The 24,487-nt window shown below is 39.8% G+C and carries 20 protein-coding genes; 18 read left to right on the top strand and 2 right to left on the bottom strand.

What is annotated here, in order from left to right; genetic code table 11:
* Positions 1 to 8: 8 nt before the first annotated feature.
* On the top strand, positions 9 to 1,202 hold the full coding sequence (locus tag HCJ30_RS06755; RefSeq protein WP_185391601.1) for an acetate kinase: 1,194 nt from the start codon (positions 9 to 11) through the stop codon (positions 1,200 to 1,202).
* Between the two features lie 50 nt (positions 1,203 to 1,252).
* On the opposite strand, the gene HCJ30_RS06750 is transcribed toward HCJ30_RS06755, so the two are convergent.
* The gene (locus tag HCJ30_RS06750) at positions 1,253 to 1,717 is read right to left on the bottom strand and encodes a universal stress protein (RefSeq protein WP_003725993.1); all 465 of its coding nucleotides are present in this window, start codon (positions 1,715 to 1,717) and stop codon (positions 1,253 to 1,255) included.
* A 240-nt stretch (positions 1,718 to 1,957) separates the two neighbouring features.
* On the opposite strand from HCJ30_RS06750, the gene ald reads away from it, so the two are divergent.
* The gene (gene ald / locus HCJ30_RS06745) at positions 1,958 to 3,070 is read left to right on the top strand and encodes an alanine dehydrogenase (protein WP_185391481.1); all 1,113 of its coding nucleotides are present in this window, start codon (positions 1,958 to 1,960) and stop codon (positions 3,068 to 3,070) included.
* A 40-nt stretch (positions 3,071 to 3,110) separates the two neighbouring features.
* Here ald and HCJ30_RS06740 read toward each other — a convergent pair whose 3' ends face one another.
* Positions 3,111 to 4,208 carry a M24 family metallopeptidase gene (locus HCJ30_RS06740; RefSeq protein ID WP_185391480.1) on the bottom strand — a complete coding sequence of 366 codons (1,098 nt, stop codon included), beginning with the start codon at positions 4,206 to 4,208 and terminating at the stop codon, positions 3,111 to 3,113.
* Between the two features lie 163 nt (positions 4,209 to 4,371).
* On the opposite strand from HCJ30_RS06740, the gene HCJ30_RS06735 reads away from it, so the two are divergent.
* The 16 genes from HCJ30_RS06735 (at position 4,372) to nrdR (ending at position 24,486) form a co-directional block, all read left to right on the top strand.
* The gene (locus HCJ30_RS06735) at positions 4,372 to 5,058 is read left to right on the top strand and encodes a metal-dependent hydrolase (protein ID WP_185391479.1); all 687 of its coding nucleotides are present in this window, start codon (positions 4,372 to 4,374) and stop codon (positions 5,056 to 5,058) included.
* Between the two features lie 25 nt (positions 5,059 to 5,083).
* Entirely contained in the window at positions 5,084 to 6,397 is a 1,314-nt protein-coding gene (gene ytoI / locus HCJ30_RS06730; RefSeq protein ID WP_185391478.1) for a CBS-HotDog domain-containing transcription factor YtoI, read from the top strand.
* A 20-nt stretch (positions 6,398 to 6,417) separates the two neighbouring features.
* Positions 6,418 to 7,353: a DHH family phosphoesterase gene (locus HCJ30_RS06725; RefSeq protein WP_185391477.1), complete on the top strand. Its 936-nt coding sequence runs from the start codon at positions 6,418 to 6,420 to the stop codon at positions 7,351 to 7,353.
* A gap of 121 nt (positions 7,354 to 7,474) precedes the next feature.
* Positions 7,475 to 10,801, top strand: coding sequence for a DNA polymerase III subunit alpha (gene dnaE / locus HCJ30_RS06720; RefSeq protein WP_185391476.1), 3,327 nt, complete (start codon positions 7,475 to 7,477; stop codon positions 10,799 to 10,801).
* Positions 10,802 to 11,018: 217 nt separating this feature from the next.
* Positions 11,019 to 11,903, top strand: a complete 885-nt coding sequence (gene accD, locus HCJ30_RS06715; RefSeq protein ID WP_185391475.1) for an acetyl-CoA carboxylase, carboxyltransferase subunit beta — start codon at positions 11,019 to 11,021, stop codon at positions 11,901 to 11,903.
* Positions 11,893 to 12,849 (top strand): acetyl-CoA carboxylase carboxyltransferase subunit alpha, encoded by a 957-nt coding sequence (locus tag HCJ30_RS06710; RefSeq protein ID WP_185391474.1) that lies wholly within the window; start codon positions 11,893 to 11,895, stop codon positions 12,847 to 12,849. The genes accD and HCJ30_RS06710 overlap by 11 nt, the downstream gene beginning before the upstream one ends.
* Before the next feature lie 283 nt (positions 12,850 to 13,132).
* On the top strand, positions 13,133 to 14,092 hold the full coding sequence (pfkA, locus tag HCJ30_RS06705; protein WP_008947937.1) for a 6-phosphofructokinase: 960 nt from the start codon (positions 13,133 to 13,135) through the stop codon (positions 14,090 to 14,092).
* Positions 14,093 to 14,373: 281 nt separating this feature from the next.
* On the top strand, positions 14,374 to 16,131 hold the full coding sequence (gene pyk, locus HCJ30_RS06700) for a pyruvate kinase (protein WP_185391473.1): 1,758 nt from the start codon (positions 14,374 to 14,376) through the stop codon (positions 16,129 to 16,131).
* A 117-nt stretch (positions 16,132 to 16,248) separates the two neighbouring features.
* Positions 16,249 to 16,626 carry an FxsA family protein gene (locus HCJ30_RS06695; RefSeq protein ID WP_185391472.1) on the top strand — a complete coding sequence of 126 codons (378 nt, stop codon included), beginning with the start codon at positions 16,249 to 16,251 and terminating at the stop codon, positions 16,624 to 16,626.
* A gap of 158 nt (positions 16,627 to 16,784) precedes the next feature.
* Positions 16,785 to 17,246: a DUF441 domain-containing protein gene (locus tag HCJ30_RS06690; RefSeq protein WP_069009767.1), complete on the top strand. Its 462-nt coding sequence runs from the start codon at positions 16,785 to 16,787 to the stop codon at positions 17,244 to 17,246.
* A 36-nt stretch (positions 17,247 to 17,282) separates the two neighbouring features.
* Entirely contained in the window at positions 17,283 to 18,404 is a 1,122-nt protein-coding gene (citZ, locus tag HCJ30_RS06685; protein WP_185391471.1) for a citrate synthase, read from the top strand.
* A 19-nt stretch (positions 18,405 to 18,423) separates the two neighbouring features.
* Positions 18,424 to 19,686: an NADP-dependent isocitrate dehydrogenase gene (gene icd, locus HCJ30_RS06680; RefSeq protein ID WP_185391470.1), complete on the top strand. Its 1,263-nt coding sequence runs from the start codon at positions 18,424 to 18,426 to the stop codon at positions 19,684 to 19,686.
* Positions 19,687 to 19,851: 165 nt separating this feature from the next.
* A complete protein-coding gene (gene polA / locus HCJ30_RS06675; RefSeq protein WP_185391469.1) occupies positions 19,852 to 22,479 on the top strand; it encodes a DNA polymerase I in 2,628 nt (875 codons plus the stop codon).
* A 23-nt stretch (positions 22,480 to 22,502) separates the two neighbouring features.
* On the top strand, positions 22,503 to 23,324 hold the full coding sequence (gene mutM, locus HCJ30_RS06670; RefSeq protein WP_185391468.1) for a DNA-formamidopyrimidine glycosylase: 822 nt from the start codon (positions 22,503 to 22,505) through the stop codon (positions 23,322 to 23,324).
* 16 nt (positions 23,325 to 23,340) lie between these two features.
* Positions 23,341 to 23,943, top strand: a complete 603-nt coding sequence (gene coaE, locus HCJ30_RS06665) for a dephospho-CoA kinase (RefSeq protein WP_185391600.1) — start codon at positions 23,341 to 23,343, stop codon at positions 23,941 to 23,943.
* A 78-nt stretch (positions 23,944 to 24,021) separates the two neighbouring features.
* On the top strand, positions 24,022 to 24,486 hold the full coding sequence (gene nrdR, locus HCJ30_RS06660) for a transcriptional regulator NrdR (RefSeq protein ID WP_003762439.1): 465 nt from the start codon (positions 24,022 to 24,024) through the stop codon (positions 24,484 to 24,486).
* Position 24,487: the final 1 nt, after the last annotated feature.

Raw genomic sequence — 24,487 nt, 5'->3', positions numbered from 1 at the left:
AAAACAAAATGGAAAAAACGATTGCAATTAACGCCGGAAGTTCTTCACTGAAATTCCAATTATACGATATGCCATCTGAACGTGTTATCACAGCAGGGATTGTAGAAAGAATTGGTTTGAAAGATTCTATTTTTACAATTACTGTAGACGGAGAAAAAATCAAAGAAATTATTGATATTCCTGACCATGAAATTGCTGTTCAAATGCTACTTGAAAAATTAATTAACCACAAAGTTATCGGTTCTTACGATGAAATCACTGGAATTGGTCACCGCGTAGTTCACGGTGGAGAAAAATTCCCTGAATCCGTTTATATTGATGACCAAGTAATTAAAGATATTGAAGCATTATCTGAACTTGCGCCGCTTCATAACCCAGCGAACGTTACTGGTATTAAAGCATTCCGCAAAATTTTACCGGATGTTGTTTCGGTTGCTGTTTTCGATACAGCTTTCCACCAAACAATGCCTCCAGCAAGCTACCTTTACAGCTTGCCGTACAGCTACTATGAAGACTATGGTATCCGTAAATATGGTTTCCACGGTACAAGCCATAAATATGTATCCGAACGCGCTGCAGAACTTTTAGGACGTCCTGTAGAAGAGTTACGTTTACTAACTTGTCACCTTGGTAATGGCGCTAGTATCGCTGCTATCGAAGGCGGAAAATCAATGGATACTTCCATGGGATTCACGCCACTAGCTGGTGTTTCTATGGGAACTCGTTCTGGTAACATTGACCCAGCGCTTATTCCTTTCATCATGGAAAAAACTGACAAAACAGCAGAACAAGTACTTGATGTATTAAACAAAGAATCCGGTATGCTTGGTGTATCTGGTATTTCAAGCGACCTTCGTGATTTAGAAGATGAAGCAGCAAAAGGAAACGACCGCGCAGAACTTGCACTTCAAGTATTCGTTGACCGTATCCATAAATACATTGGTTCTTATGCAGCTCGCATGAACGGTGTAGATGCGATTATCTTCACAGCTGGTATCGGTGAAAATAGTTCTTACATTCGTGAAAAAGTACTTCGTGGACTTGAATTCATGGGCGTATACTGGGATCCAGCACTTAACCAAGTGCGCGGAGAAGAAAGATTCCTTAACTATCCTCACTCCCCAGTAAAAGTTATCATCATCCCTACAAACGAAGAATTAATGATTGCTCGTGATGTAGAAACAATCAAACAAAGTCGCTAAAAACGATAAAAAAGGCTAGCTCTTATGAAAGAGCTAGCCTTTTTCTATGGTTATTTTTCTTCTTTATAATCAGGAACATCATTACGTACGACAAGCACGTCGCAAGGGGAGTGACGAATAATATATTCAGATACACTACCAATCAGTAGACGTTCCACTGCGTTAAGCCCGGTCGCACCACACATGATTAAATCTGCTTGGAATGCTTTGGCAGCTTCTTTTGTAATAGCTGTTTTCGGTGAGCCGTATTCGATGTAGCTTTCTACTTTTGTGACACCGGCTTTTAAAGCATCTTCTTTATAGCCACTAAGTAATTCGTCCGCATATTCGGTAGCTTTGTCCGCCATGCTTGTATCGTAATTGGCTACAGATGAAAACGCGCGTGTATCGATAACGTGGACAAGACCAAGCGCCGCGTCATTACGGTTAGCCACTTGAATTGCTTTTTGGAAAGCTCTTTCTGCCTCTTTGGATCCATCAACTGCTACTAAAACTCTTTCGTATTGTTGTAACATACTAATTCCTCCAATCAAAATATATGTATTTTCTATACTTATATTTTACCCTCTTTTTCCTAAAAGAACCATAAAATGAAAAATAAATTAATTATTAGCAGATTTTGTATGTATTTTCACCCATTCAATTGTTGGAATTTAAGTTAGTTAATTTTTTACAACTTAGGTATATTGTGTTAGCATGGGGGTGTAGAAAATCTTTTATAGTCTATTATACCTATGTCAAGGAGAGTGATTTAGATGTTAGTCGGCGTACCAAAAGAAATAAAAAATAACGAGAATAGGGTGGCGATGACCCCGGCAAGTGTTTTTTCTTATGTAAATGCAGGTCATACTGTATACGTGGAAAAAGATGCGGGGATTGGCTCTAATTATCAAGACGCTGATTTTGTGGAAGCAGGGGCAACCATTGTGGAGACAGCTAAAGAAGCTTGGGATGTAGATATGGTCGTAAAAGTAAAAGAACCGATTGCATCAGAGTATAACTATTTTAAAGAAGGCTTATTACTTTTCACCTATTTGCATTTAGCGAATGAACCAACGCTTGCGAAGGCTTTGCTTCAAAGTAAAGTGAATAGTGTCGCGTATGAAACGGTAGAACTTGCAGATCGTACGTTGCCGCTGCTTTCACCGATGAGTGAAGTTGCTGGACGAATGGCGGCGCAGATTGGTGCTCAATTCCTACAAAGAACAAATGGTGGGATGGGTGTGCTTCTTGGTGGTGTACCTGGTGTAGAGAAAAGTGAGGTCGTTATTATCGGCGGCGGAATTGCTGGAACGAATGCAGCCAAAATTGCGGTGGGGCTTGGAGCGAACGTGACTATTCTTGATATGAATTTAAAACGGTTGCGCGAACTTGATGATATTTTTGGCAACCAAGTACAAACGTTGATGTCAAACGATTTTAATATCGAAACTGCCGTGAAGAAAGCCGATTTAGTAATTGGAGCCGTTTTAATTCCTGGGGCAAAAGCGCCAAAATTAGTTAAAGAGCATGTAATCAAACAAATGATTCCGGGCTCCGTTCTTGTCGACATTGCGATTGACCAAGGCGGAATTTTTGAAACAACGGATCATGTTTCGACCCACGATGATCCAACATATGAAAAATATGGCGTGCTACATTATGCCGTTGCTAATATGCCAGGAGCAGTGCCACGGACATCTACGCTGGCTCTCACTAACGCCACATTACCTTTCGGGTTAAAACTGGCGAATGAAGGCTTAGAAGTAGCAGTGAAAAAAGACCCATTCTTACTTCGCGGTTTAAATACGTATCAAGGTCATATTACGTATAAAGCCGTGGCAGATTCTCTTGGTTTAGCTTATACAGATAGTAAAGAATTGATTTAAATAAAAAGCGAACTTTCCCGAGGAGAGTTCGCTTTTCTTATTAGTTGATTACTTGTAATGTTTTTGGGAATTCGGTTAATACTTGTACGCCATCTTTGGTGACAACGAGGTCATCTTCAATTCGAACGCCGGCAACCCCGGAAACATAAATACCTGGTTCAATCGTAAATACCATATTTTCTTGAAGCTCCATATGGTTTGTTTCTGTGATAGAAGGAAATTCGTGGACACTTGCACCAAGCCCATGACCAAGACGATGTGGGAAATAATCACCATAACCAGCTTCACGAATAATGTTTCTCGCAGTTAAATCGATTTCGCTTGCTTTCACGCCAGCTTTTACTTTTTCGACGGCAGCAATTTGTGCTTCTAAAACTGTATCGTAAATCTTTTTCTGTTCAGCGGAAATGTCGCCGAAAGCAACAGTACGCGTAATATCAGAGCAATAGCCTTTATGGACAACACCTAAATCAAATAAAACTAAATCGCCTTTTTTGATTTTTGTTTCGCCAGGGGTACCATGGGGCAGGGCGCCATTTTTACCAGTAAGCACCATTGTATCGAATGACATGGCTGTGACGCCTTTTTTCTTCATTTCATATTCGATTTTGGCTACGATTTCTGCTTCGGTTTTGCCTTCTGCGATCTCGTTTACGCCAACTTGTACCGCGTAATCAGCCAATAAAGCAGCTTCTTTTAAAATGGTTAGTTCTGCCTCTGTTTTAATTAGACGGATTTGTTCGATTTTATGTTCAATCGGAATGAAAGAGCTGCCGGAGAATAGCCCGCCTAATTGTTCGTAGCGGTCCACGCTCATATGTTTTTTCTCAATCGCAAATTTGCTTGGGTTTGCGACACGTTTTTTGATTTCTTCTGCAATGATTGTAAATGGGTTTTCTGTATCGTTGTATCCGTAAGCGGGATGCGTCCAGTCGCCGCCTCGTACATCTTCTACTTCGAGAGCTGGCGTAAATAGAAATGGTTCGCTATCAGGGAAAACAGCTAAACCAAGTACGCGTTCATGTGGCTCGCTATGATAACCTGAGAAGTAAGCGATGTTCTCTGGGTCCGTCAAAAATGCTACTTCGGCACCTTGGTCTTTTAGCCATTTTTGTAAGACATCGATATTTTTTTCCATTATTGTACCTTCTTTCCAAATGATTTCTCTATCATGATAACATGCGAAGGAAATATTTTGCTAATAAACACCTCCTAGTTTACGAGGTGTTATATATTAGTTTATAATAATAGTGGTACAATAATACACATAGAATAATGAATCGGGAAGGAAGTTTTTTAACATGAAGATTTCATTTCATGGTCAGTCTTGTATTAAAATTATCACTGGGAATACAACTATTTTAGTGGATCCATTTATTTCTGGTAATAAGAAATGTGATTTAAAAGCAGAAGAGCAGATGCCAGACTTTATCGTTCTGTCGCATGGGCATGATGATCATGTCGGTGATACAGTTGAAATCGCTAGAAATTCAGGAGCAACCGTTATTTGTAATGCGGATTTGGCTTCCTTTTTAGCGGTAGAGGATGGTCTGGAGAATATTGCGCCAATGCATATTGGTGGGAAAAGACAGTTTGATTTTGGACAAGTGAAGTTAACGCAAGCTTTTCATGGTTCGCAGACTGTTCGTGATGGACGTATTATCAATCTTGGTTTTCCAACGGGGATTGTATTTACGATAGAAGGTAAAAATATTTATTTTGCAGGAGATACTGGTTTATTTTCTGATATGAAATTAATTGGGGAATTAAATCCGTTAGACGTTGCTTTCTTGCCGATTGGGGATAATTTTACCATGGGGCCGGAAGATGCGGCGATTGCAGCACGCTTTTTACAAGCAAAATTAGTGATTCCAATGCATTACAATACATTTCCGTTAATTGAGCAAGATGCGCACCAATTTGTTGCATCGCTTGATGAAGGTATTGCTGGAAAAGTACTTGAAATTGGGGAAGGTATCGAAATCTAACAAAATAGGAATGGGTGAACGAGTCGTGGCCACAAAACATGAACAGATTTTAAAATACATTGAAAATCTTGCAGTCGGAGAAAAAATATCTGTGCGGAAAATCGCGAAAAACTTGTCTGTAAGTGAGGGAACTGCTTATCGGGCAATTAAAGACGCGGAAATTATTGGTTTTGTTTCTACTATTAAACGAGTAGGGACACTTCGAATTGAGCGGAAACAAAAAGATAGCATCGAAAAATTAACTTTTGCTGAAATTGTTAATATGATTGATGGACAAGTGCTTGGCGGTCGAGCTGGATTATATAAATCGCTGAATAAGTTTGTGATTGGCGCGATGACCGTGGAAGCGATGGAACGTTATACAGATGCTGGTAACTTATTAATCGTCGGAAACCGGGTGAGTGCGCATGAACTTGCTTTGAAACGCGGTGCTGCGGTATTGATTACTGGTGGCTTTGATACGGACGACGAAGTAAAACAGTTGGCGGATGAGAAAGAATTGCCTATTTTATCGACTTCGTATGATACGTTTACGGTAGCAACGATGATTAACCGCGCGATTTATGACCAATTGATTAAAAAAGAAGTGGTGTTTGTCGAGGATATTTTAACACCACTAGAAACGACTGCATTTTTGTCCACATCGGATAAAGTTGCAGATTGGCATAAAATGGAAGAAGCGACTGGACATAGCCGTTTTCCTGTTGTTAACCGGGCGATGCGACTGACTGGAATGGTGACGAGTAAAGACATTTTAGAAAAAAATCCGAGCATTTCGATTGAACGCGTAATGACGAAAAATCCGCTAACGGTTGGGCCGAAAATGAGCGTGGCCTCGGTGGCGCATATGATGATTTGGGAAAGCATTGAAGTAATCCCGGTCGTCAAAGATGATTTAACGTTAATCGGCATTGTCAGCAGACAGGATATTCTAAAATCCATGCAAATGATTCAAAAACAACCGCAAGTCGGTGAAACGATTGACGACACAATTGCGAACCAACTTTCGGAAAAAGCGGATACTGGTGAAGAAGCGGATTATGAATTTAAAGTAAGTCCGCAAATGACGAATTCACTTGGGACTTTATCGTACGGCGTCTTTACGCAAGTAGTTTGTGATGTTGTACAGCAAAAACTATTTTCCATGAAAAAACGTAATGTGGCGATTGAAAACGTGACGATGTATTTTCTAAAACCTGTTCAAATGGACGCGACAATCGTGATTAAACCACGGATTTTGGAAATGGGGCGTAAAGCTGGGAAACTAGATGTCGAGCTTTACTTAGAAGGAATTTTGACCGGAAAAGCAATTGTTGCTTGTCAAATGATGGAACGTTAAAAAGAAACAGAGGCGAAACAATGAAAAGTGAGATTTTACAACAAATAAAGCAATTTGAAACGATTATTTTGCATCGACATGTAAGACCAGATCCAGATGCTTACGGTTCGCAAATGGGGCTTGCGGAAATTATCCGGGCTAGTTTTCCTGAGAAAAAGGTGTATTCGGTTGGAAATGATGAAGTATCGCTCCAATTTCTTGGTGTGGTGGATGAAATAACGGACGATATATATAAGGATGCGCTTGTGATTGTGTGTGACACGGCGAATCAAGAGCGCGTTTCGGATGGACGATTTAACAAAGGCAACAAATTAATCAAGATTGACCACCATCCAAACGATGATGCTTACGGTGACTTACTTTGGGTAGACACGACAGCTTCTTCTTGTAGCGAAATGATTGTCGCATTTTGGGAAGCATTTTCCGATGAATTAATTTTGAATGAAACAGCAGCGCGACTTCTTTATGCTGGGATTGTTGGTGATACTGGTCGGTTCTTATATCCGAGCACCACGGAAGAAACACTGCGTCTATCCGCGCATTTAGTGACGTTTCCGTTTGACCGTCCGGCGCTTTACCGTGAATTATATGAACTTCCAAAAAATACTGTGAAGCTTTCGGGCTACATTTTGCAAAACTTTGTGATGGACGAAAATGGCGCGGCAACGGTTTATTTAAGTGATACACTTTTAAACGAGTTTGATGTAAATCCGCGCGACGCTTCTGCACTTGTTTCTTGTATTGAAAATGTGGCGGGAATCAAGGCGTGGATTATGTTCATCCAAGAAGGGCCGGTTTTCAGAGCCCGTTTACGTTCGAAGGGTCCGGTTATCAATGAATTAGCTAAAGAGTATGGCGGCGGTGGACATCCGCTTGCTTCTGGAGCAACACTGCATAATGAAGAAGAAATCAAAGAAATGACGGCAAAATTGCAACTCATTTGCGCAACTAAATAAAGAAGAAATAAAGTCGGATTAATTATCTGGCTTTATTTTTATATAAAAACACGAACACACTTTCTTTTTTTTAGCTTAACCGATATAATGGAAAAAGAGAGTTTTGAAAGGAGAGAGGATAGTGGGGTTTGTTCATTTACAAGTTGCGAGCGCTTATGATTTGCTATCTAGTACAGCGTCCATCGATAAGCTAATCGCTAAAGCAAAAGAATACCATTATCCAGCCTTAGCAATTACGGATAAAAATGTACTTTACGGAGTAGTCGAGTTTTATCAAAAGTGTTTAGCGGCGGATATAAAACCAATTATCGGGATGACGGTAACAATTCAAGGTTACTTAAATCCAATTAATTCATATGAGTTGATATTAATTGCGGAATCAACCGCTGGATATCACGAGTTACTAAAAATCGCGAGTGCCATTCAAACGCGCGAAGAAGGACCAGAGTTACCACAAAGCTGGTTGCGTGCGTATAGCAGTGATTTAATTGCTATCTCACCTGGTGCGAAGGGAGAAGTGGAACGTCTTCTCATGGAGGAAAACCGTGACGGCGCATTAGAGGCTTACGGAAACTTAGTCGATATTTTCGGCAAAGAATCCGTCTATTTGTCAGCCCAAAAAGAAAATCCGCGTTTGTTCGCAAAAATAGAAGCATTTTCCGAGGAAGAGAGTGTAGCGGTCGTTGCGACTAAAAATGTCCAATACATGGAACCGAAAGATGCACAAGCGAAGGAAGTTTTAACGGCGATTCGCGATAATCGGACGGTAGACTGGACAACTTTACCACTTGCAGGGCCAAACTATTTTACCTCACAAGATGAGATGGAACGCGACTGGCAAACGGATTTTGAGAAACGAGCATGCCTTGAAACGGAAAAATTAGCAGCACGTTGCCATGTTGAAATTGCTTTAGACCAACATTTGTTACCAAGATTCCCTCTTGATGAAGCACAAAACGCGTCTGAAGTATTACGTCAAACTGCTTATGCTGGCTTAAAAGAACGAGGTTTATTAGCCGAAGAATATCAAGCTCGTTTAGATTATGAGTTAAAAGTTATAACAGAAATGGGTTTTGCGGATTATTTCCTGATTGTCTGGGATGTGATTCGTTATTCTCGAGAAGCTGGAATTTTAACGGGGCCGGGTCGGGGTTCTGCGGCGGGATCACTTGTTTCCTATGCGCTTAGAATTACCGATGTAGATCCAATTCGTTATAATTTGTTATTCGAGCGATTTTTAAACCCGGAACGGATTACGATGCCCGATATTGACTTGGATTTCCCAGATAATCGCCGGGATGAAGTGATTTCTTATGTTGTTTCTAAATACGGAGAAGCACATGTGGCGCAAATCGGCACGTTCGGAACATTAGCTGCCAAAGCGGCGATTCGTGATACAGCGAGGAGTTTTGGTTTGAATTCTGTTCTGTTATCTGAATGGTCTAAGCTGATTCCGAGCCAATTAGGTATCACTTTACAAAAAGCATTGCAAGAAAGTCCGCGTTTAGAAAATCATATTAAAAGTTCCAAAGAAAACGAAATGATTTGGGACGTTGCCTGCCAACTGGAAGGCTTGCCGCGCCATATTTCGACGCACGCTGCCGGAATTGTTATTAGTGATAAGCCGCTAGTTGAACAAGTTGCACTGCAATTAGGTAGTGGGGACGCGCGCTTAACCCAGTTTGCCATGGGAGAATTAGAAAAAATCGGCTTACTTAAAATGGATTTTCTTGGACTTAGAAATCTTAGTTTACTAGATCGCGTTTTAAAATCGGTTAATTACGCTAGAGAAACGCCGTTAACATTAGCGGATATTTCCTTAGAAGATAAAAAAACATTAAAACTGTTCCAAACAGGCGATACGACTGGAGTATTCCAATTCGAATCAGACGGAATTCGCCGCGTGCTCCGAAAATTAAAGCCAACTTCTTTTGAAGATGTTGTCGCGGTAGATGCACTATATCGTCCGGGCCCAATGGAACAAATCGATACGTTTATCGCTAGAAAGCACGGGAAAGAAAAAATTCAATATCCGCATCCTGATTTGGCGCCCATTTTAGAAGTGACTTACGGCGTTATCGTTTACCAAGAGCAAATCATTCAAGTCGCGAACCAAATGGCTGGATTTTCGCTTGGAGAAGCTGATTTGTTAAGACGAGCAGTCAGTAAGAAAAAAGCGGACGTCCTAAACGAAGAACGGATTCACTTTGTGGAGGGAGCTAAAAGTAAAGGTTATCCAGAAAGTAGCGCCAATCAAGTGTATGATATGATTGTCCAATTCGCGAACTACGGCTTCAACCGCAGTCATGCAGCAGCCTATTCAAAAATTGCTTTCCAACTAGCCTATCTGAAAGCCCATTTCCCAGCAGCATTTATGTCGTCACTTCTTAGCTCTGTTTTTGGCAATGACGATAAAATTTCTCAGTATATCACAGAAGCAAAAAACTACGGCATCCAAATGTTGGCGCCGAGTATCAATCATAGTAATTACTACTTCCAAATGGAGAACGAAGCATCTATCCGTTATAGTTTCCGCGTTATTCGCAAAGTGCCAACCAAATTCATTTTAGAAATTATTAACGAACGAAAAAAAGCGCCTTTCCAAGATTTCTTTGATTTTTGTGAAAGAATGCCACATAAAATACTCTCAAAAACCGTTTTAGAAGCACTCGTATTTTCTGGTTGTTTTGACGAATTTGGCGAAGATCGAGCAACGATCTTGGCAACAATTGATGCGGTATTACAATATATTTCACTACTCGGTGAAGATTCAAAAGGGATGAATCTTTTCGTGGAAGATGACGAATTTTTGAAGAAGATGAAACCAAAATATCGGAAAACCGCGCCTATTTCAATTGATGAAAAACTGGAGAAAGAAAAATTATACACTGGTCAATACGTGTCAGCGCATCCCGTATCGTATTATCAAAATAAATTACAAAACCTTGCTATCACAAGGCTTGCGAACGTTACTTCTGGTAAAAACCATCAAGTGGCAGCCTATGTCCACGAAGTAAAATCAATCAGAACGAAAAAAGGCGAAACGATGTGTTTCTTAACAATTAGTGATGAGTCCAAAGAACTTAGCGCAGTTATGTTTCCGGAAAGTTATCGTAAGTTCGCAAACTTTGCCCAAAAAGGAGAAATTCTCTTTTTGCAAGTCAAAGCAGATACGAGAAACGGGGAACTCCAATTAATCGTCAATAAAGCCGAAGATTTAAAAGAAATTAAAGCGCCAGTGAGACTGTTTTTAAAATTAACAGAACCACAACAAATGGAACAAATCAAACCCATTTTAGCGCGCTACAAAGGCGATAGTAAGGTTATCGTCCACCAAGCAATTACGAAGCAAACCGCCGAGCTGAAAAATATTCAAGTAACAGCCTCAAATGAGTTGCAAGAAGCGCTAATGGCATTGCTTGGTAAAGAGAATGTCGTAATTAAGTGATCTTAGACTTTCTATATTTATAGAAAGTATGTTATAGTTTAACGTGGAAAACAATATTGCGCAGTCTGTCCAGTTATGATTCGGATAGACTGGCATTTTGTCTTCTTGTGGAAAAATGCGGTTGATTTATGTTTCATGTCATTATTCATTTTTTATTTTTACAACATTAAAAATCGTTAATAACCACAATAGAAAGCGTAAATGGGGAGGGTTATCCTTGTTAGGAGACTTGTTTACAAAACCAAAAAAGAGAAAATATGCCACAATTCCTTCTGACGGAACAAAAGCAGATGTTCCAGAAGGTATTATGACAAAATGTCCAGAATGTAAAAAAATAATGTATACCAAAGAATTGCAAAAAAATCTTATGGTATGTAATTATTGTGGTTTTCACCATCCAATTGGGGCAAATGCACGAATCGATATGCTTGTTGATGAAGGATCTTTTGAAGAAATCGATGCTAATTTGACGACAGCAAATCCACTTGGTTTTGAAGATTATATGGATCGAATTGAGAAAGATAAGCAAAAGTCTGGTTTAAATGAGGCAATTGTTACGGGTCATGCGACTATTGATGGTAATCCACTTGTTATTGCAGTGATGGATTCTCGTTTTAGAATGGCGAGCATGGGTTCCGTTGTTGGGGAAAAAATCCTTCGTGCTGTAGAAGACGCTGATAAAACAAATAAACCATTTGTTATTTTCACTGCTTCTGGTGGTGCACGTATGCAAGAAGGGATGCTTTCACTTATGCAAATGGCGAAAACCTCTGCTGCATTTAAACGATTTAGCAACCACGGTGGGCTAGTTATTACGGTTATGACACACCCAACTACTGGTGGCGTTTCTGCTAGTTTTGCATCACTTGGAGACTATAATTTTGCAGAACCAGGCGCACTCATCGGCTTTGCTGGCCGGCGGGTTATTGAGCAAACCGTTCGTGAAGAGTTACCAGAAGACTTCCAAACGGCAGAATTCTTATTAAAACACGGACAACTAGATGATTGTATTTCACGTCTTGATTTGCAAAATAAATTAAGTTTTATTTTAAGTATTCACGTGAAAACACCTGAAGCAGGAGGTGACGTTGATGGCGAATGAGATGGAATTTGAGAAACCGATTTTAGAATTAAAAAGTAAAATCGCTGACTTAAAAGAATACAATGAAACTTCCGATGTGGACTTAACCAACGAAATCGAAAAACTGGAAAAACGTTTAGCGAAGTTGGAATCAAGCATTTATAGTAATATGACTGCTTGGGATAAATTTCAAGTAGCTCGCCATCCAGAGAGACCGACGACACTGGATTACATTCCACTATTATTTGAAGATTTCATGGAACTTCACGGTGATCGTGCTTTCGGTGATGATGCTGCAATTGTCGGTGGTATAGCTACTTTTAATGGTACTCCGGTAACTGTTATCGGACACCAACGCGGTAAAGATACAAAAGATAATTTGCATCGTAATTTTGGTATGCCGCATCCAGAAGGTTTCCGTAAGGCGTTACGTTTGATGAAACAAGCAGATAAATTTGGTCGACCAATTATTTGCTTCATCGATACAAAAGGCGCTTACCCAGGCCGTGCTGCGGAAGAACGCGGACAAAGTGAAGCAATCGCTAGAAACCTTTATGAAATGAGCGATATGAAAGTACCAATTATTTCTATCGTTATTGGTGAAGGGGGAAGCGGCGGTGCACTTGCTCTTGGTCTTGGAAATCAGATTTTCATGCTTGAAAATGCCGTTTTCTCGGTTATTTCACCAGAAGGAGCAGCGGCAATTTTATGGAAAGATGCTAGTCAGGCGAAAAAAGCAGCAGAGTCTATGCGGATTACAGCTGGCGATTTGTTTGATTTAGGCATTACTGATGGAATTATTCCAGAAGTAAAAGGCGGTGCGCACCGTGATTTAACAGCGCAAGCCAAAGAAATTAATAAAGCTATCACGAAGTCTTTACATGCTTTAATGGCGTTTTCTGAAGATCAATTAATGGATCAACGTTATGAGAAATTCAAGAAAATCGGTGTATACGAGACTTTATAAATGATTTAAGAAGCGGATTTCCTTATTTTAGGAAATCCGCTTCTTCGGTATATGCCAAAGGATGAAAGAAAGTTTATTTCTTCACAAGTATAGACCAATTACGTCTATTTAAGCTATAAAGCCATTTCGAGGGTGAATCGGAATAGACCGATGTTCGAAATGGCGTTTTATCAAGCTTGTACTTAAAAAAAGTGTTCTGTTGGAGCTTTTCATTTGACCTTTTTTCATGTAGAATAAACACATGTGATGAAAAACAATATCATTGTCTGAGGTGGTAAGTAAAATGAAACGAATTGCAATTTTAACAAGTGGAGGAGACGCTCCAGGAATGAACGCAGCCACTCGTGCTGTTGTACGGAAAGCAATCTATGAAGGACTCGAAGTTTACGGTATTAACTATGGCTTTTTAGGGCTAGTCAATGGCGATATTCGTAAATTAGAATTAGGTTCTGTTGGTGATTTACTTCACCGCGGAGGTACATTCCTTTATTCCGCAAGATATCCTGAATTCGCTACAGAAGAAGGACAACTTAAAGGAATCGAACAACTGAAAAAACATCAAATCGATGGCCTTGTTGTTATCGGTGGAGATGGTTCTTATCACGGAGCGGAAGCACTTACAAAACGTGGCTTCCCGACTATTGGTATCCCAGGAACTATTGATAATGATATTTCTGGAACTGATTTTACTATTGGTTTCGATACTGCATTGAACACGGTTCTTGATGCACTTGATAAAATCCGCGATACAGCTACAAGTCATGAACGTACTTTCATTATTGAAGTTATGGGTCGTGACGCTGGTGATATCGCTCTTTGGTCTGGTCTTGCTGGTGGCGCTGAAGCTATCATCGTTCCAGAAGAAAGCTTTAACATGGATGATGTCGTGGATCGTTTGAACAAAGGTCGCGAACGTGGTAAAAAACATAGTATTATCGTTGTTGCAGAAGGCGTAATGTCTGGTAATGACTTTGCCAAACAATTAGCTGAATATGGCGATTATCATGCACGTGTAACGGTTCTTGGACATGTTCAACGTGGTGGTAGCCCAACTGCATTTGACCGTGTACTTGCAAGTCGTCTTGGTGCGCGCTCAGTAGAATTATTGTTAGAAAACCGCGGAGGATTAGCTGTTGGAATCCGTGAAAATAGAATTGTCGAAAATGACATTAGTGAAATTTTGAAAGAAAAACACACTCTTGATCAAAAATTATTTGATCTTGCATCTATTTTGTCGATTTAAAACGGCTGAAGAGCTGGCTGCCATGACAAAGCATGGTAGCCTTTCTTTGTGAAAAATTTTAGTAACGTATTAAAAATAAACTTTGTGGGTAAAGAGAAGTAAATCGTTAATTAGCGTGATGTAACAATCTGGAAAACGTTTTCCTGTTATCGTTACCACATAGTACGGTTGCGCTTTTATTCACAAACTGACTTGTTTTACAAGGTTGTTACTGGTAAAATGGGGAAGATATGTTTATAATAAATACGAATGAATAGCTAAGTTCTAGGAGGAGTAATAACATGAAAAAAACGAAAATTGTTTGTACAATTGGTCCTGCAAGTGAGTCAGTTGACACTTTAGTTCAGTTGATCGAAGCAGGAATGAACGTAGCACGTCTTAATTTCTCTCACGGAGACTTTGAAGAGCACGGTGCGCGTATTGTAAATATCCGTGAAGCATCGAAAAAAACTGGTAAACAAGTGGCAATCTTACTTGATACAAAAGGTCCAGAAATCCGTACAAACGACATGGTTGGTGGGAAATTAGAATTCCAAACAGGTGATGTTGTACGTGTTTCCATGACTCCAGTTGAAGGAACAAAAGAAAAATTCTCCGTTACTTACGGCGAACTTTACAATGATGTAGAAATCGGATCTTCCATTTTACTTGATGATGGTTTAATCGGTCTTGAAGTAATCGAAAAAGACGAAGCTACTCGCGAATTAGTAACTAAAGTACTTAACCCAGGTGTACTTAAAAATAAAAAAGGTGTTAACGTACCAAATGTTTCTATCAACCTGCCAGGAATCACAGAAAAAGATGCTGCTGATATCCGCTTCGGTTTAGAACAAGGTATCGATTTTATCGCTGCATCTTTTGTACGTCGCGCTACAGATGTTCTTGAAATCACTAAAATTTTAGAAGAGCATAATGCAACTCACGTACAAATCATTCCTAAAATCGAAAACCAAGAGGGCGTTGACAACATCGACGAAATCTTACAAGTATCTCAAGGTTTAATGGTTGCTCGTGGTGACCTAGGTGTTGAAATTCCTGCTGAAGAAGTTCCGATTGTACAAAAAGAACTTATCAGAAAATGTAATAAACTTGGTAAACCTGTTATTACTGCAACACAAATGCTTGATTCCATGCAACGTAACCCACGTCCAACTCGCGCTGAAGCAAGTGACGTAGCGAATGCGATTTTTGATGGAACTGATGCAATTATGTTATCCGGTGAAACAGCTGCTGGGGACTATCCAGTAGAAGCAGTTAAAATGATGGCGAAAATCGCTGTTCGTACTGAAGAAGTATTAGTAGCTCAAGACAAATTTGCGCTTAAACTTCATGAAAATACGGATATGACAGAAGCTATCGGTCAAGCAGTTGGCCATACTGCGAAAAACCTAAACGTACAAACAATCGTTGCTGCGACTCAAAGTGGTCACACAGCGCGTATGATTTCTAAATACCGTCCGAAATCTCATATCGTTGCAGTAACATTCAACGAGCATGTATATCGTGGCTTAGCTCTTTCATGGGGCGTTTATCCTCGTCTAGCTACTCCAGTTAGCAACACAGACGAAATGTTCGACCTTGCAGTAAAAGAATCTCTTGCTTCTGGCGTTGCAAAACAAGGCGACCTAATCATCATCACTGCTGGTGTTCCAGTTACAGAAAGCGGAACAACTAACGTAATGAAGATCCAATTAATTGGTGAAAAAGTTGCTAAAGGCCAAGGAATTGGCAGCAAATCTGTAATTGGTAAAGCAATCGTTGCTAAATCCAATGCAGAAGCACTTCAAAAAGCAGAAGAAGGCGGAATCTTAATCGTTAAAACAACAGATAAAGAAATCCTTCCTGCATTCGAGAAAAGTGCTGCAGTTGTTGTGGAAGAAGGCGGCTTAACTAGCCACGCAGCAGTTGTTGGAATCAACCTTGGCATTCCTGTCATCGTTGGTGCTAAAGATGCAACATCTCTTGTAAAAGACGGTGAAATCATCACGGTTGATTCTCGTCAAGGCGTTGTATATAACGGCAAAACAGCAACACACTAAAATTTAATTTTCTAAAAGCGTCCCGCATGCGGGGCGCTTTTTTTATGTGGACACTGTATTGTTTTTCGATTGTGGCAAAATAGGTTATAATAGTCAGTAAGTATTGGAGTTGATTTTATGAGAAAATTTATCCTTTATTGGGCTTTATACGGCTTAATAGAATTAATTATGTATGTCTGGCTATTCCAAGTAATCGGCTTTTGGCCACTTCTTTTTATTCAAATAGCATCAAGTGCCTTTGGTATTTTTATTTTCAAGCGTCTAGGTGGCAATCTGTTCCGAAATTTACGCGATGGACGTACAGTAGCGCCATATTTATTAGATAGTCTATGCTTTTTCATCGCTGGCTTTTTATTAATTATTCCAGGGATCATCACAACCGTGCTAGGTTTGCTCATTTTTATCCCAATTTCACGCAAGCTACTAAAACCAAAATTAACCAAATGGCTCGGAAATCAAAAGAAACACACACAATATTATTATTTTGATATGTAATGCTAACCTCTATGGGAAAAATTTTTTCTATAGAGGTTTCATTGAAAAAAGGGTAATTCATTTTCCTTATGGCATTTTAGTATTACTATAAGGTAAGTTTATGATATAATAATTGTTATCTCGCTTCCTAGATGCGCGATATTGAAAGGTGACTTAATATGTTTACGGAAAGTATGTTGTTTTTACTTCTTTTTTTACTTCTCGGACTTATTGCAAAAAATAATTCGCTGATCATTGCGGTAGCTGTGGTTATTTTATTGAAGCTATTTCATGTGGACGGCAAAGTGATGGAAATGATTCAAGCAAAGGGGATTAATTGGGGTGTAACGATTATAACCGTTGCCATCTTAATTCCAATCGCCACTGGGCAAATCGGTTTCAAAGATTTAATTGATTCTTTTAAATCGGCAGCTGGTTGGATTGGCCTTGGCGCAGGGATTGCTGTTTCTATTTTAGCGAAAAAAGGTGTAGGCTATATGGCTGTTGATCCACAAGTAACTGTCTCGCTAGTATTTGGGACCATTTTAGCGGTGGTGCTTTTTAGAGGGATTGCTGCTGGACCAGTAATTGCAGCGGGTATTGCGTACATGGCAATGCAGTTAGTTGCATTCATCAAATAAGTACATACGTAAAAAAGGATAAAAGGAGGAAATGAAATGACGTTATCTAAAGGGTTAGAAAATGTATATGTTGCTGAGACTTCCATTAGCTCTATCATCGACGATATGTTAACGTACGTTGGGTATGGTATTGATGATTTAATGGAAAACAATGCTTCTTTTGAAGAAGTAATTTACTTATTATGGCATTTGCGTTTGCCGAATAAAGATGAATTTAAAAAGTTTAAATTAGAAATACAAGAAAATATGGCTGTGTCAGAAACGATTATTACGAGTTTAAGAATGCAGAACCACCAAAAATTACATCCGATGAGTGTCTTAAGAACAACGGTTTCGATGCTGGGTGTATTCGATACAGAAGCAGAACTGGACGACGGGGAAGCTGTTTACCGTAAAGGGCTACGTCTTCAAGCAAAAATGCCGACCATTGTTGCAGCGTTTTCTCGAATTCGTCGAGGGCTAGATCCGATTCCGCCAAGAGATGACTTGAATATGGCGGCGAATTTCCTTTATATGATTACGGGCGAAGAAGCGGATGCGTTATCTGTGGAAGCAATGAATAAAGCGCTTGTGCTGCATGCTGATCACGAGTTTAATGCTTCTACGTTTACAGCGCGTGTTTGTGTGGCGACGCTTTCGGATGTTTATTCGGGCGTTACAGCTGCGATTGGTGCGCTAAAAGGTCCACTTCATGGTGGTGCCAATGAACGGGTGTTTGATATGTTAGAAGAAATCGATCAAGCCGGCGATGTGCGCAATTACATCCAAGAAAAAATCGATACAAAACAAAAAATCATGGGCTTTGGTCACCGTGTTTATCGCGGCGGAGATCCTCGTGCGCAACATTTACGTGAAATGTCCAGAAAATTAACTGCTGAAAAAGGCGAAGAAAAATGGTTTGATATTTCGATGCAAGTAGAAGAAGCCGTTTGGGAATTAAAACATTTAAAACCAAATGTCGATTTCTATTCAGCCTCCGTTTATCATGCGCTTGGAATTGACCGAGACTTATTTACCTTAGTATTTTCTGTGAGCCGTGTATCTGGTTGGTTAGCGCACATTTTCGAGCAATATCGTGATAACCGCCTTATTCGTCCGCGTGCTATTTACGTTGGACCTGAAAATAGAAGTTATTTACCTGTCGAAGAACGAATTTAATGGAGGAGGAACAAACTTTATGAGTCAAAAAATTCAAGTAGAAAACGGTGTGCTAAAAACACCAAACAACCCAGTTATCCCTTTTATTGAAGGAGACGGAACTGGTCCAGATATCTGGGCAGCTGCAAAACGCGTTTTAGATGCGGCAGTAAAAAAAGCTTATAATGGCGAAAAAGAAATCGCATGGAAAGAAGTATTAGCTGGGGAAAAAGCATTCAAACAAACAGGCGAATGGCTTCCACAAGCAACTTTAGACACGATTGATGAGTATTTAATTGCTATCAAAGGCCCGCTTACAACTCCGATTGGCGGAGGTATCCGTTCATTAAACGTTGCCTTGCGTCAAGAATTAGATTTATATGTATGTTTACGTCCGGTTCGTTACTTTAAAGGTGTTCCGTCGCCGGTAAAACGCCCTGAAGACACAGATATGGTTATTTTCCGTGAAAATACAGAAGATATTTACGCAGGAATCGAATTTAAAGAAGGCAGCGAGGAATCGAAAAAATTAATCGCCTTCTTAAAATCGGAGTTTGGCGTTGATAAAATCCGTTTCCCGGAAACTTCTGGTATTGGTATCAAGCCGATTTCCAAAGAAGGAACAGAGCGTTTAGTCCGTTCTGCGATTGAATATGTGATTAAAGAAGGTCGCAAATCATTAACACTCGTACACAAAGGAAATATCATGAAATTCACAGAAGGAGCTTTCAAAAATTGGGGCTATGATTTATGTGAGCGTGAATATGGTGATAAAGTATTTACTTGGAATGAGTATGATCGCATTAAAGATGCGGAAGGTGCAGAAGCTGCTGATGCGAAACAAAGCGAAGCCCTTGCTGCTGGGAAAATTTTAGTAAAAGATTCGATTGCAGATATTTTCTTGCAACAAATCCTGACTCGTCCGGCTGAGTTTGATGTCGTTGCTACAATGAACTTAAATGGTGATTATATTTCTGATGCCCTTGCTGCTCAAGTAGGCGGAATTGGTATTGCTCCAGGAGCGAACATCAACTACTTAACTGGTCACGCAATTTTCGAAGCAACACATGGTACTGCTCCGAAATACGCAGGGTTAGATAAAGTGAATCCATCTTCGGTTATTTTATCCGGAACGCTTTTACTTGAACACATTGGTTGGGGTGAAGCGGCTGCCTTAATTAATAGTTCAATGGAAAAAACAATCGCTGCGAAAACGGTAACTTATGATTTTGCTCGATTGATGGACGGCGCGACTGAAGTTAAATGTTCGGAATTTGCAGATGAGTTGATTAAAAATTTCTAATTTTGTTCGGATTTGAATTCTAAATCTAGTTCGTAATTTTATATTTTATGATAATTGTACGTATTTAAAACAAACCATTTAATCCCATTCGGATAAGTGGTTTGTTTTTATGTTCCTATGGTAAAATAGACACAAGTGAATGATAATATCGAGGAGGATATCCCTGTGAATAAATTAGTATTAATTGATGGAAATAGTATTGCGAACCGCGCGTTTTATGCGCTACCGCTTTTAAATAACGATAAAGGTGTCTATACGAACGCGGTGTATGGATTCGCGATGATGTTGATGAATGTACTGGAAAAAGAAAAGCCTAGCCATGTACTCGTTGCTTTTGATGCGGGGAAAACCACTTTTCGCCATACGACCTTTAAAGGCTACAAAGGTGGGCGCCAAAAAACGCCAAGTGAATTATCCGAGCAATTTCCATTCATCCGAGAGCTTTTAACTGCTTACGATATCCCGCAATATGAACTTGCCAACTATGAGGCAGACGATATTATCGGAACGTTGACGAAAAAAGCAGAAGCAGACGGGCTGGAAGTGGCCATCATTACCGGAGACCGCGATTTAACGCAATTAGCTTCTGAAAAAACAACCGTTTATATTACAAAAAAAGGTATAGCGGACATGGAAACAAATACGCCAGAAACACTAAAAGAAAAATACGATCTAACTCCCGCACAAATCATTGATATGAAAGGGTTAATGGGCGATTCATCAGATAATATCCCAGGTATCCCAGGCGTAGGTGAAAAAACAGCCTTAAAACTATTACATGAATTTGGTGGAACTGTAGAAAGCGTATTAGAACATGCCGAGGAAATTTCGGGTAAAAAACTAAAAGAAAAAGTGCTGGAAAATAAAGAATTAGCGATTTTAAGTAAAGAACTTGCCACAATCAATGTCGATTCACCAATTGAATGCACGGTCGAAAGCACGAAATACGACGGCTACCAAACAGAAAAAGTAATTCCGCTTTTAAAAGAAATGAACTTTACGACATTATTGAAAAATATCGAAGGCGACACACCAGAGGAAACAAAAGAGCTCAAAGAATTATCTTTTGAAATAGTAACGGAATTAAAAGAGAAACATTTTGGTGGGAAAACGGCGCTTTATGTGGAGTTAGAAAATGATAACTATCACACCGCGAACTTCATTGGTCTAACTATTCACTCTAGCCAAGGAACGTATTTCTTTACGAAAGAAACAGCCGAAAATAGTACCACTTTCCGCGAATGGGTTGAGAGTGACCAAACGAAAGTAGTGTATGATGCGAAGAAAACAATGGTGGCAATGAATCGTATTGGTTTTGCTATTTCAGGCATCACCTTTGATATCATGTTAGCCTCCTATTTACTCAACCCGTCTGATTCCATTGATGACTTTACAAGTGTAGCAGTGCGTCATGACTACACAGAAGTAGAAACAGACGAAGCAGTGTACGGAAAAGGGGCAAAACGAAGCACGCCAGAAGAAAGTATCGTAGCAGCACATCTTTCCAGAAAAGCAGTAGCGATCGCTGATTTAGAAAAAAGGCTTGTCGATGATTTAGAGGAAAATGAACAATTAGCTTTGATGGAAGATTTAGAGCTACCACTAACATTTGTTTTAGCGCAAATGGAAATGCAAGGAGTCAGCGTAGATACAGAGCGTCTTGAAAATATGAAAGTAGAACTAGCTGGCAGACTGAAAACGTTAGAAGAGTCCATTCACTCACTAGCTGGCGAAAATTTCAATATTAATTCACCGAAGCAATTAGGGGTAATTTTATTTGAAAAACTCGGACTGCCACCAGTGAAGAAAACAAAAACAGGCTACTCCACTGCGGCAGATGTGTTAGAAAGCTTATCTGGCAAACATGCGATTATTGACGAAATCTTGCTATACCGCCAGTTGGGGAAAATCCAGTCCACTTACATTGAAGGGCTGCTTAAAGTAACCGATAAAGAGACGCATAAAGTACACACGCGCTTCAACCAAACACTGACCCAAACAGGGCGTTTAAGTTCGGTCGATCCAAACTTGCAAAACATCCCAATTCGTCTTGAAGAAGGCCGTAAAATCAGACAAGTGTTTGTACCAAGTAAACCAGGTTGGAAAATGTTTTCCGCCGATTATTCGCAGGTTGAGTTACGCGTTTTAGCACATATTTCGGAAGATGAAAACCTGATTTATGCTTTTAAACACGATTACGATATTCATACGAAAACAGCGATGGACGTTTTTCATGTGGAGCAAGAAGAAGTGGATTCACTAATGCGTCGTCAAGCAAAAGCAGTAAACTTCGGTATCGTTTACGGAATTAGTGATTACGGTCTTTCTCAAAATCTGGGTATTACTCGGAAAGAAGCAAAAGACTTTATTGACCGCTATTTTGTTAGCTATCCTGCCGTGAAAGAATACATGCAAGATATCGTTCGTTTTGCGAAAGAAAAAGGCTATGTGGAGACCATTTTACATCGTCGTCGTTATATCCCAGAGATTGTGAGCCGTAATTTCAACGTTCGAGGTTTTGCGGAAAGAACAGCAATGAACACGCCAATCCAAGGTAGTGCCGCAGATATTATCAAAAAAGCGATGATTCTGATGAGCGAACGCTTAAAATCCGAAAAATTAGAAGCAAAATTATTACTTCAAGTGCACGATGAATTGATTTTCGAAGCACCTGAAGCCGAAATCGCTAAATTAGAAGAGATTGTACCAGATGTGATGGAAAATGCTGTAGAACTTTCTGTACCACTTAAAGTAGATAGTGCATTTGGTGACACGTGGTATGACGCGAAATAAATAGAGAAACGGGGAGTTTATATATGCCAGAAATGCCGGAAGTAGAAAATGTCCGCGCAACATTACAAGAACTAGTCCCAGGTAAAAAAATAGATCAAGTAATTGTCCGTGTCCCAAAAATGATTGTCGCTACACCGCCCGATGAATTTGTTCATATGCTTGTCGGGCAAGAAATAGAAGACGTGCGCCGTCGTGGCAAATTTTTGCTGTTTGATTTGACGAACTGTACGATTTTATCTCATTTGCGCATGGAAGGTAAATTCCGTTTAATGGATGAGAACGAAGAAGTTAGCAAGCATACGCATATTATTTTTCATTTTGAAGACCACACGGAATTACGCTTTTTAGATGTGCGGAAGTTCGGAACGATGGAAGTGACTAGTAAATACGGCGAGGCGGAAACACGGTCGATAAAAAAATTAGGACCAGAGCCGTTAACCCCAGCATTTACCTTAGCTGATTTTGCAACAGGCGTGAAGAAAACAAGCCGCGCTATCAAAACGGCTTTGCTTGATCAAAAATTAGTCGCTGGAGTAGGAAATATTTACGCGGACGAAATTTGTTTTGCAGCAAAAGTGCGTCCGGAAAGAGCGGCAAATTCGCTTTCTGACAAAGAAATTAAACGGATTTTTGAAGCGACCAAAAGCATTATGACGGAAGCAGTTGCGCTTGGTGGGTCGACGGTTAGAACTTATGTGAACTCTCAAGGGAAACTAGGCCAGTACCAAGATAAACTAAAAGTGTACGGAAAAACAGGCGAATCGTGTGTTATTTGTGGGACACCAATCGAAAAAATTAAATTAAATGGACGCGGGACGCATTTTTGCCCGAGTTGTCAAAAGTAGAAAGCGAGCTGGAATCATGGGTAAAACAATTGGGTTAACAGGAAGTGTGGCAACAGGGAAATCAACTGTGAGTAACATGATTCAGCAAGCTGGTATTCCGCTAGTGGATGCAGATGTGGCGGCTCGGAAAGTCGTGGAACCTGGAACGGATGGGCTGGCGGAAATTGTTGCCTACTTTGGCGCAGAAATTTTGCTAGCAGATGGCACGTTAAATCGTCCAAAACTAGCAGAAATTATTTTTAATGATAAAGAAAAACGCGAAAAGTTAAATGAAATTACGCATCCTCGTGTGAAAGACTATATGTTAGCGGAGCGTGAACGTTATTTTAAAGCGGGCGAGGAAATTGTTTTTTTTGATATTCCGCTGTTGTTTGAAAGTCATTTAGAATCGTTAGTTGATCAGATTGTCGTTGTTTGGACAACCCCAGAAACAGAGTTAAAGCGCTTAATGAAGCGAAATGATTTAACAAAAGAAGAAGCTTTAGCAAGAATTAATAGCCAAATGAGCATTGATGAAAAGGCCAAAAAAGCGGATTTTGTGATTGATAATAATACGTCACTTGAAAAGACACGAAAGCAAGTTCTTACTTTTATCGAACGTTTTGTTAAGAACAAATAGCCACCCTTAGTTTCACATGGTATAATGAGGCATACAAATAAACAGATAGAGAAATGCTAGGGATAGGAGTGATTTTTTGTGAGATGTCCTACTTGTAAATATAATGGCACGCGTGTTGTAGACTCAAGACCGGCCGATGATGGCAATTCCATCAGAAGACGACGTGAATGTGAAAAATGCGGATTTCGTTTTACCACTTTTGAAAAGGTAGAAGAGAGTCCTTTAATAGTTGTAAAAAAAGACGGAGCAAGAGAAGAATTTGCTCGTGAAAAAGTAAGACGTGGCTTAATCAGAGCCTGTGAAAAACGGCCAGTTAGTGCGGAACAAATTGAAGAAATTGTCAATGAAGTGGAGCGCGAATTAAGAAATATTGGCGACAGCGAAATCGCTTCCGACTTAATTGGTGAAAAAGTAATGAATAAATTAGCGAGTCTGGATGAAGTTGCCTACGTGCGCTTTGCTTCGGTTTATCGCCAGTTTAAAGATATTAGTGTGTTTGTCGAAGAATTAAAAGATTTGATGGAAAAAAATAAAGATAGGTGAG

Source organism: Listeria cossartiae subsp. cossartiae (assembly GCF_014224155.1).
Lineage (GTDB): Bacteria > Bacillota > Bacilli > Lactobacillales > Listeriaceae > Listeria > Listeria cossartiae.
This window is presented reverse-complemented; position numbering and strand designations above follow the sequence as displayed.

Excerpts from the sequence above, each read along its gene's own strand:
- HCJ30_RS06750 (WP_003725993.1), bottom strand. The coding sequence starts at position 1,717 with ATGTTACAACAATACGAAAGAGTTTTAGTAGCAGTTGATGGATCCAAA.
- HCJ30_RS06755 (WP_185391601.1), top strand. The coding sequence starts at position 9 with ATGGAAAAAACGATTGCAATTAACGCCGGAAGTTCTTCACTGAAATTC.
- HCJ30_RS06690 (WP_069009767.1), top strand. The coding sequence starts at position 16,785 with ATGTTTACGGAAAGTATGTTGTTTTTACTTCTTTTTTTACTTCTCGGA.
- pyk (WP_185391473.1), top strand. The coding sequence starts at position 14,374 with ATGAAAAAAACGAAAATTGTTTGTACAATTGGTCCTGCAAGTGAGTCA.
- citZ (WP_185391471.1), top strand. The coding sequence starts at position 17,283 with ATGACGTTATCTAAAGGGTTAGAAAATGTATATGTTGCTGAGACTTCC.
- HCJ30_RS06725 (WP_185391477.1), top strand. The coding sequence starts at position 6,418 with ATGAAAAGTGAGATTTTACAACAAATAAAGCAATTTGAAACGATTATT.
- HCJ30_RS06695 (WP_185391472.1), top strand. The coding sequence starts at position 16,249 with ATGAGAAAATTTATCCTTTATTGGGCTTTATACGGCTTAATAGAATTA.
- HCJ30_RS06735 (WP_185391479.1), top strand. The coding sequence starts at position 4,372 with ATGAAGATTTCATTTCATGGTCAGTCTTGTATTAAAATTATCACTGGG.
- icd (WP_185391470.1), top strand. The coding sequence starts at position 18,424 with ATGAGTCAAAAAATTCAAGTAGAAAACGGTGTGCTAAAAACACCAAAC.
- ald (WP_185391481.1), top strand. The coding sequence starts at position 1,958 with ATGTTAGTCGGCGTACCAAAAGAAATAAAAAATAACGAGAATAGGGTG.
- HCJ30_RS06710 (WP_185391474.1), top strand. The coding sequence starts at position 11,893 with ATGGCGAATGAGATGGAATTTGAGAAACCGATTTTAGAATTAAAAAGT.
- pfkA (WP_008947937.1), top strand. The coding sequence starts at position 13,133 with ATGAAACGAATTGCAATTTTAACAAGTGGAGGAGACGCTCCAGGAATG.
- mutM (WP_185391468.1), top strand. The coding sequence starts at position 22,503 with ATGCCAGAAATGCCGGAAGTAGAAAATGTCCGCGCAACATTACAAGAA.
- HCJ30_RS06740 (WP_185391480.1), bottom strand. The coding sequence starts at position 4,208 with ATGGAAAAAAATATCGATGTCTTACAAAAATGGCTAAAAGACCAAGGT.
- coaE (WP_185391600.1), top strand. The coding sequence starts at position 23,341 with ATGGGTAAAACAATTGGGTTAACAGGAAGTGTGGCAACAGGGAAATCA.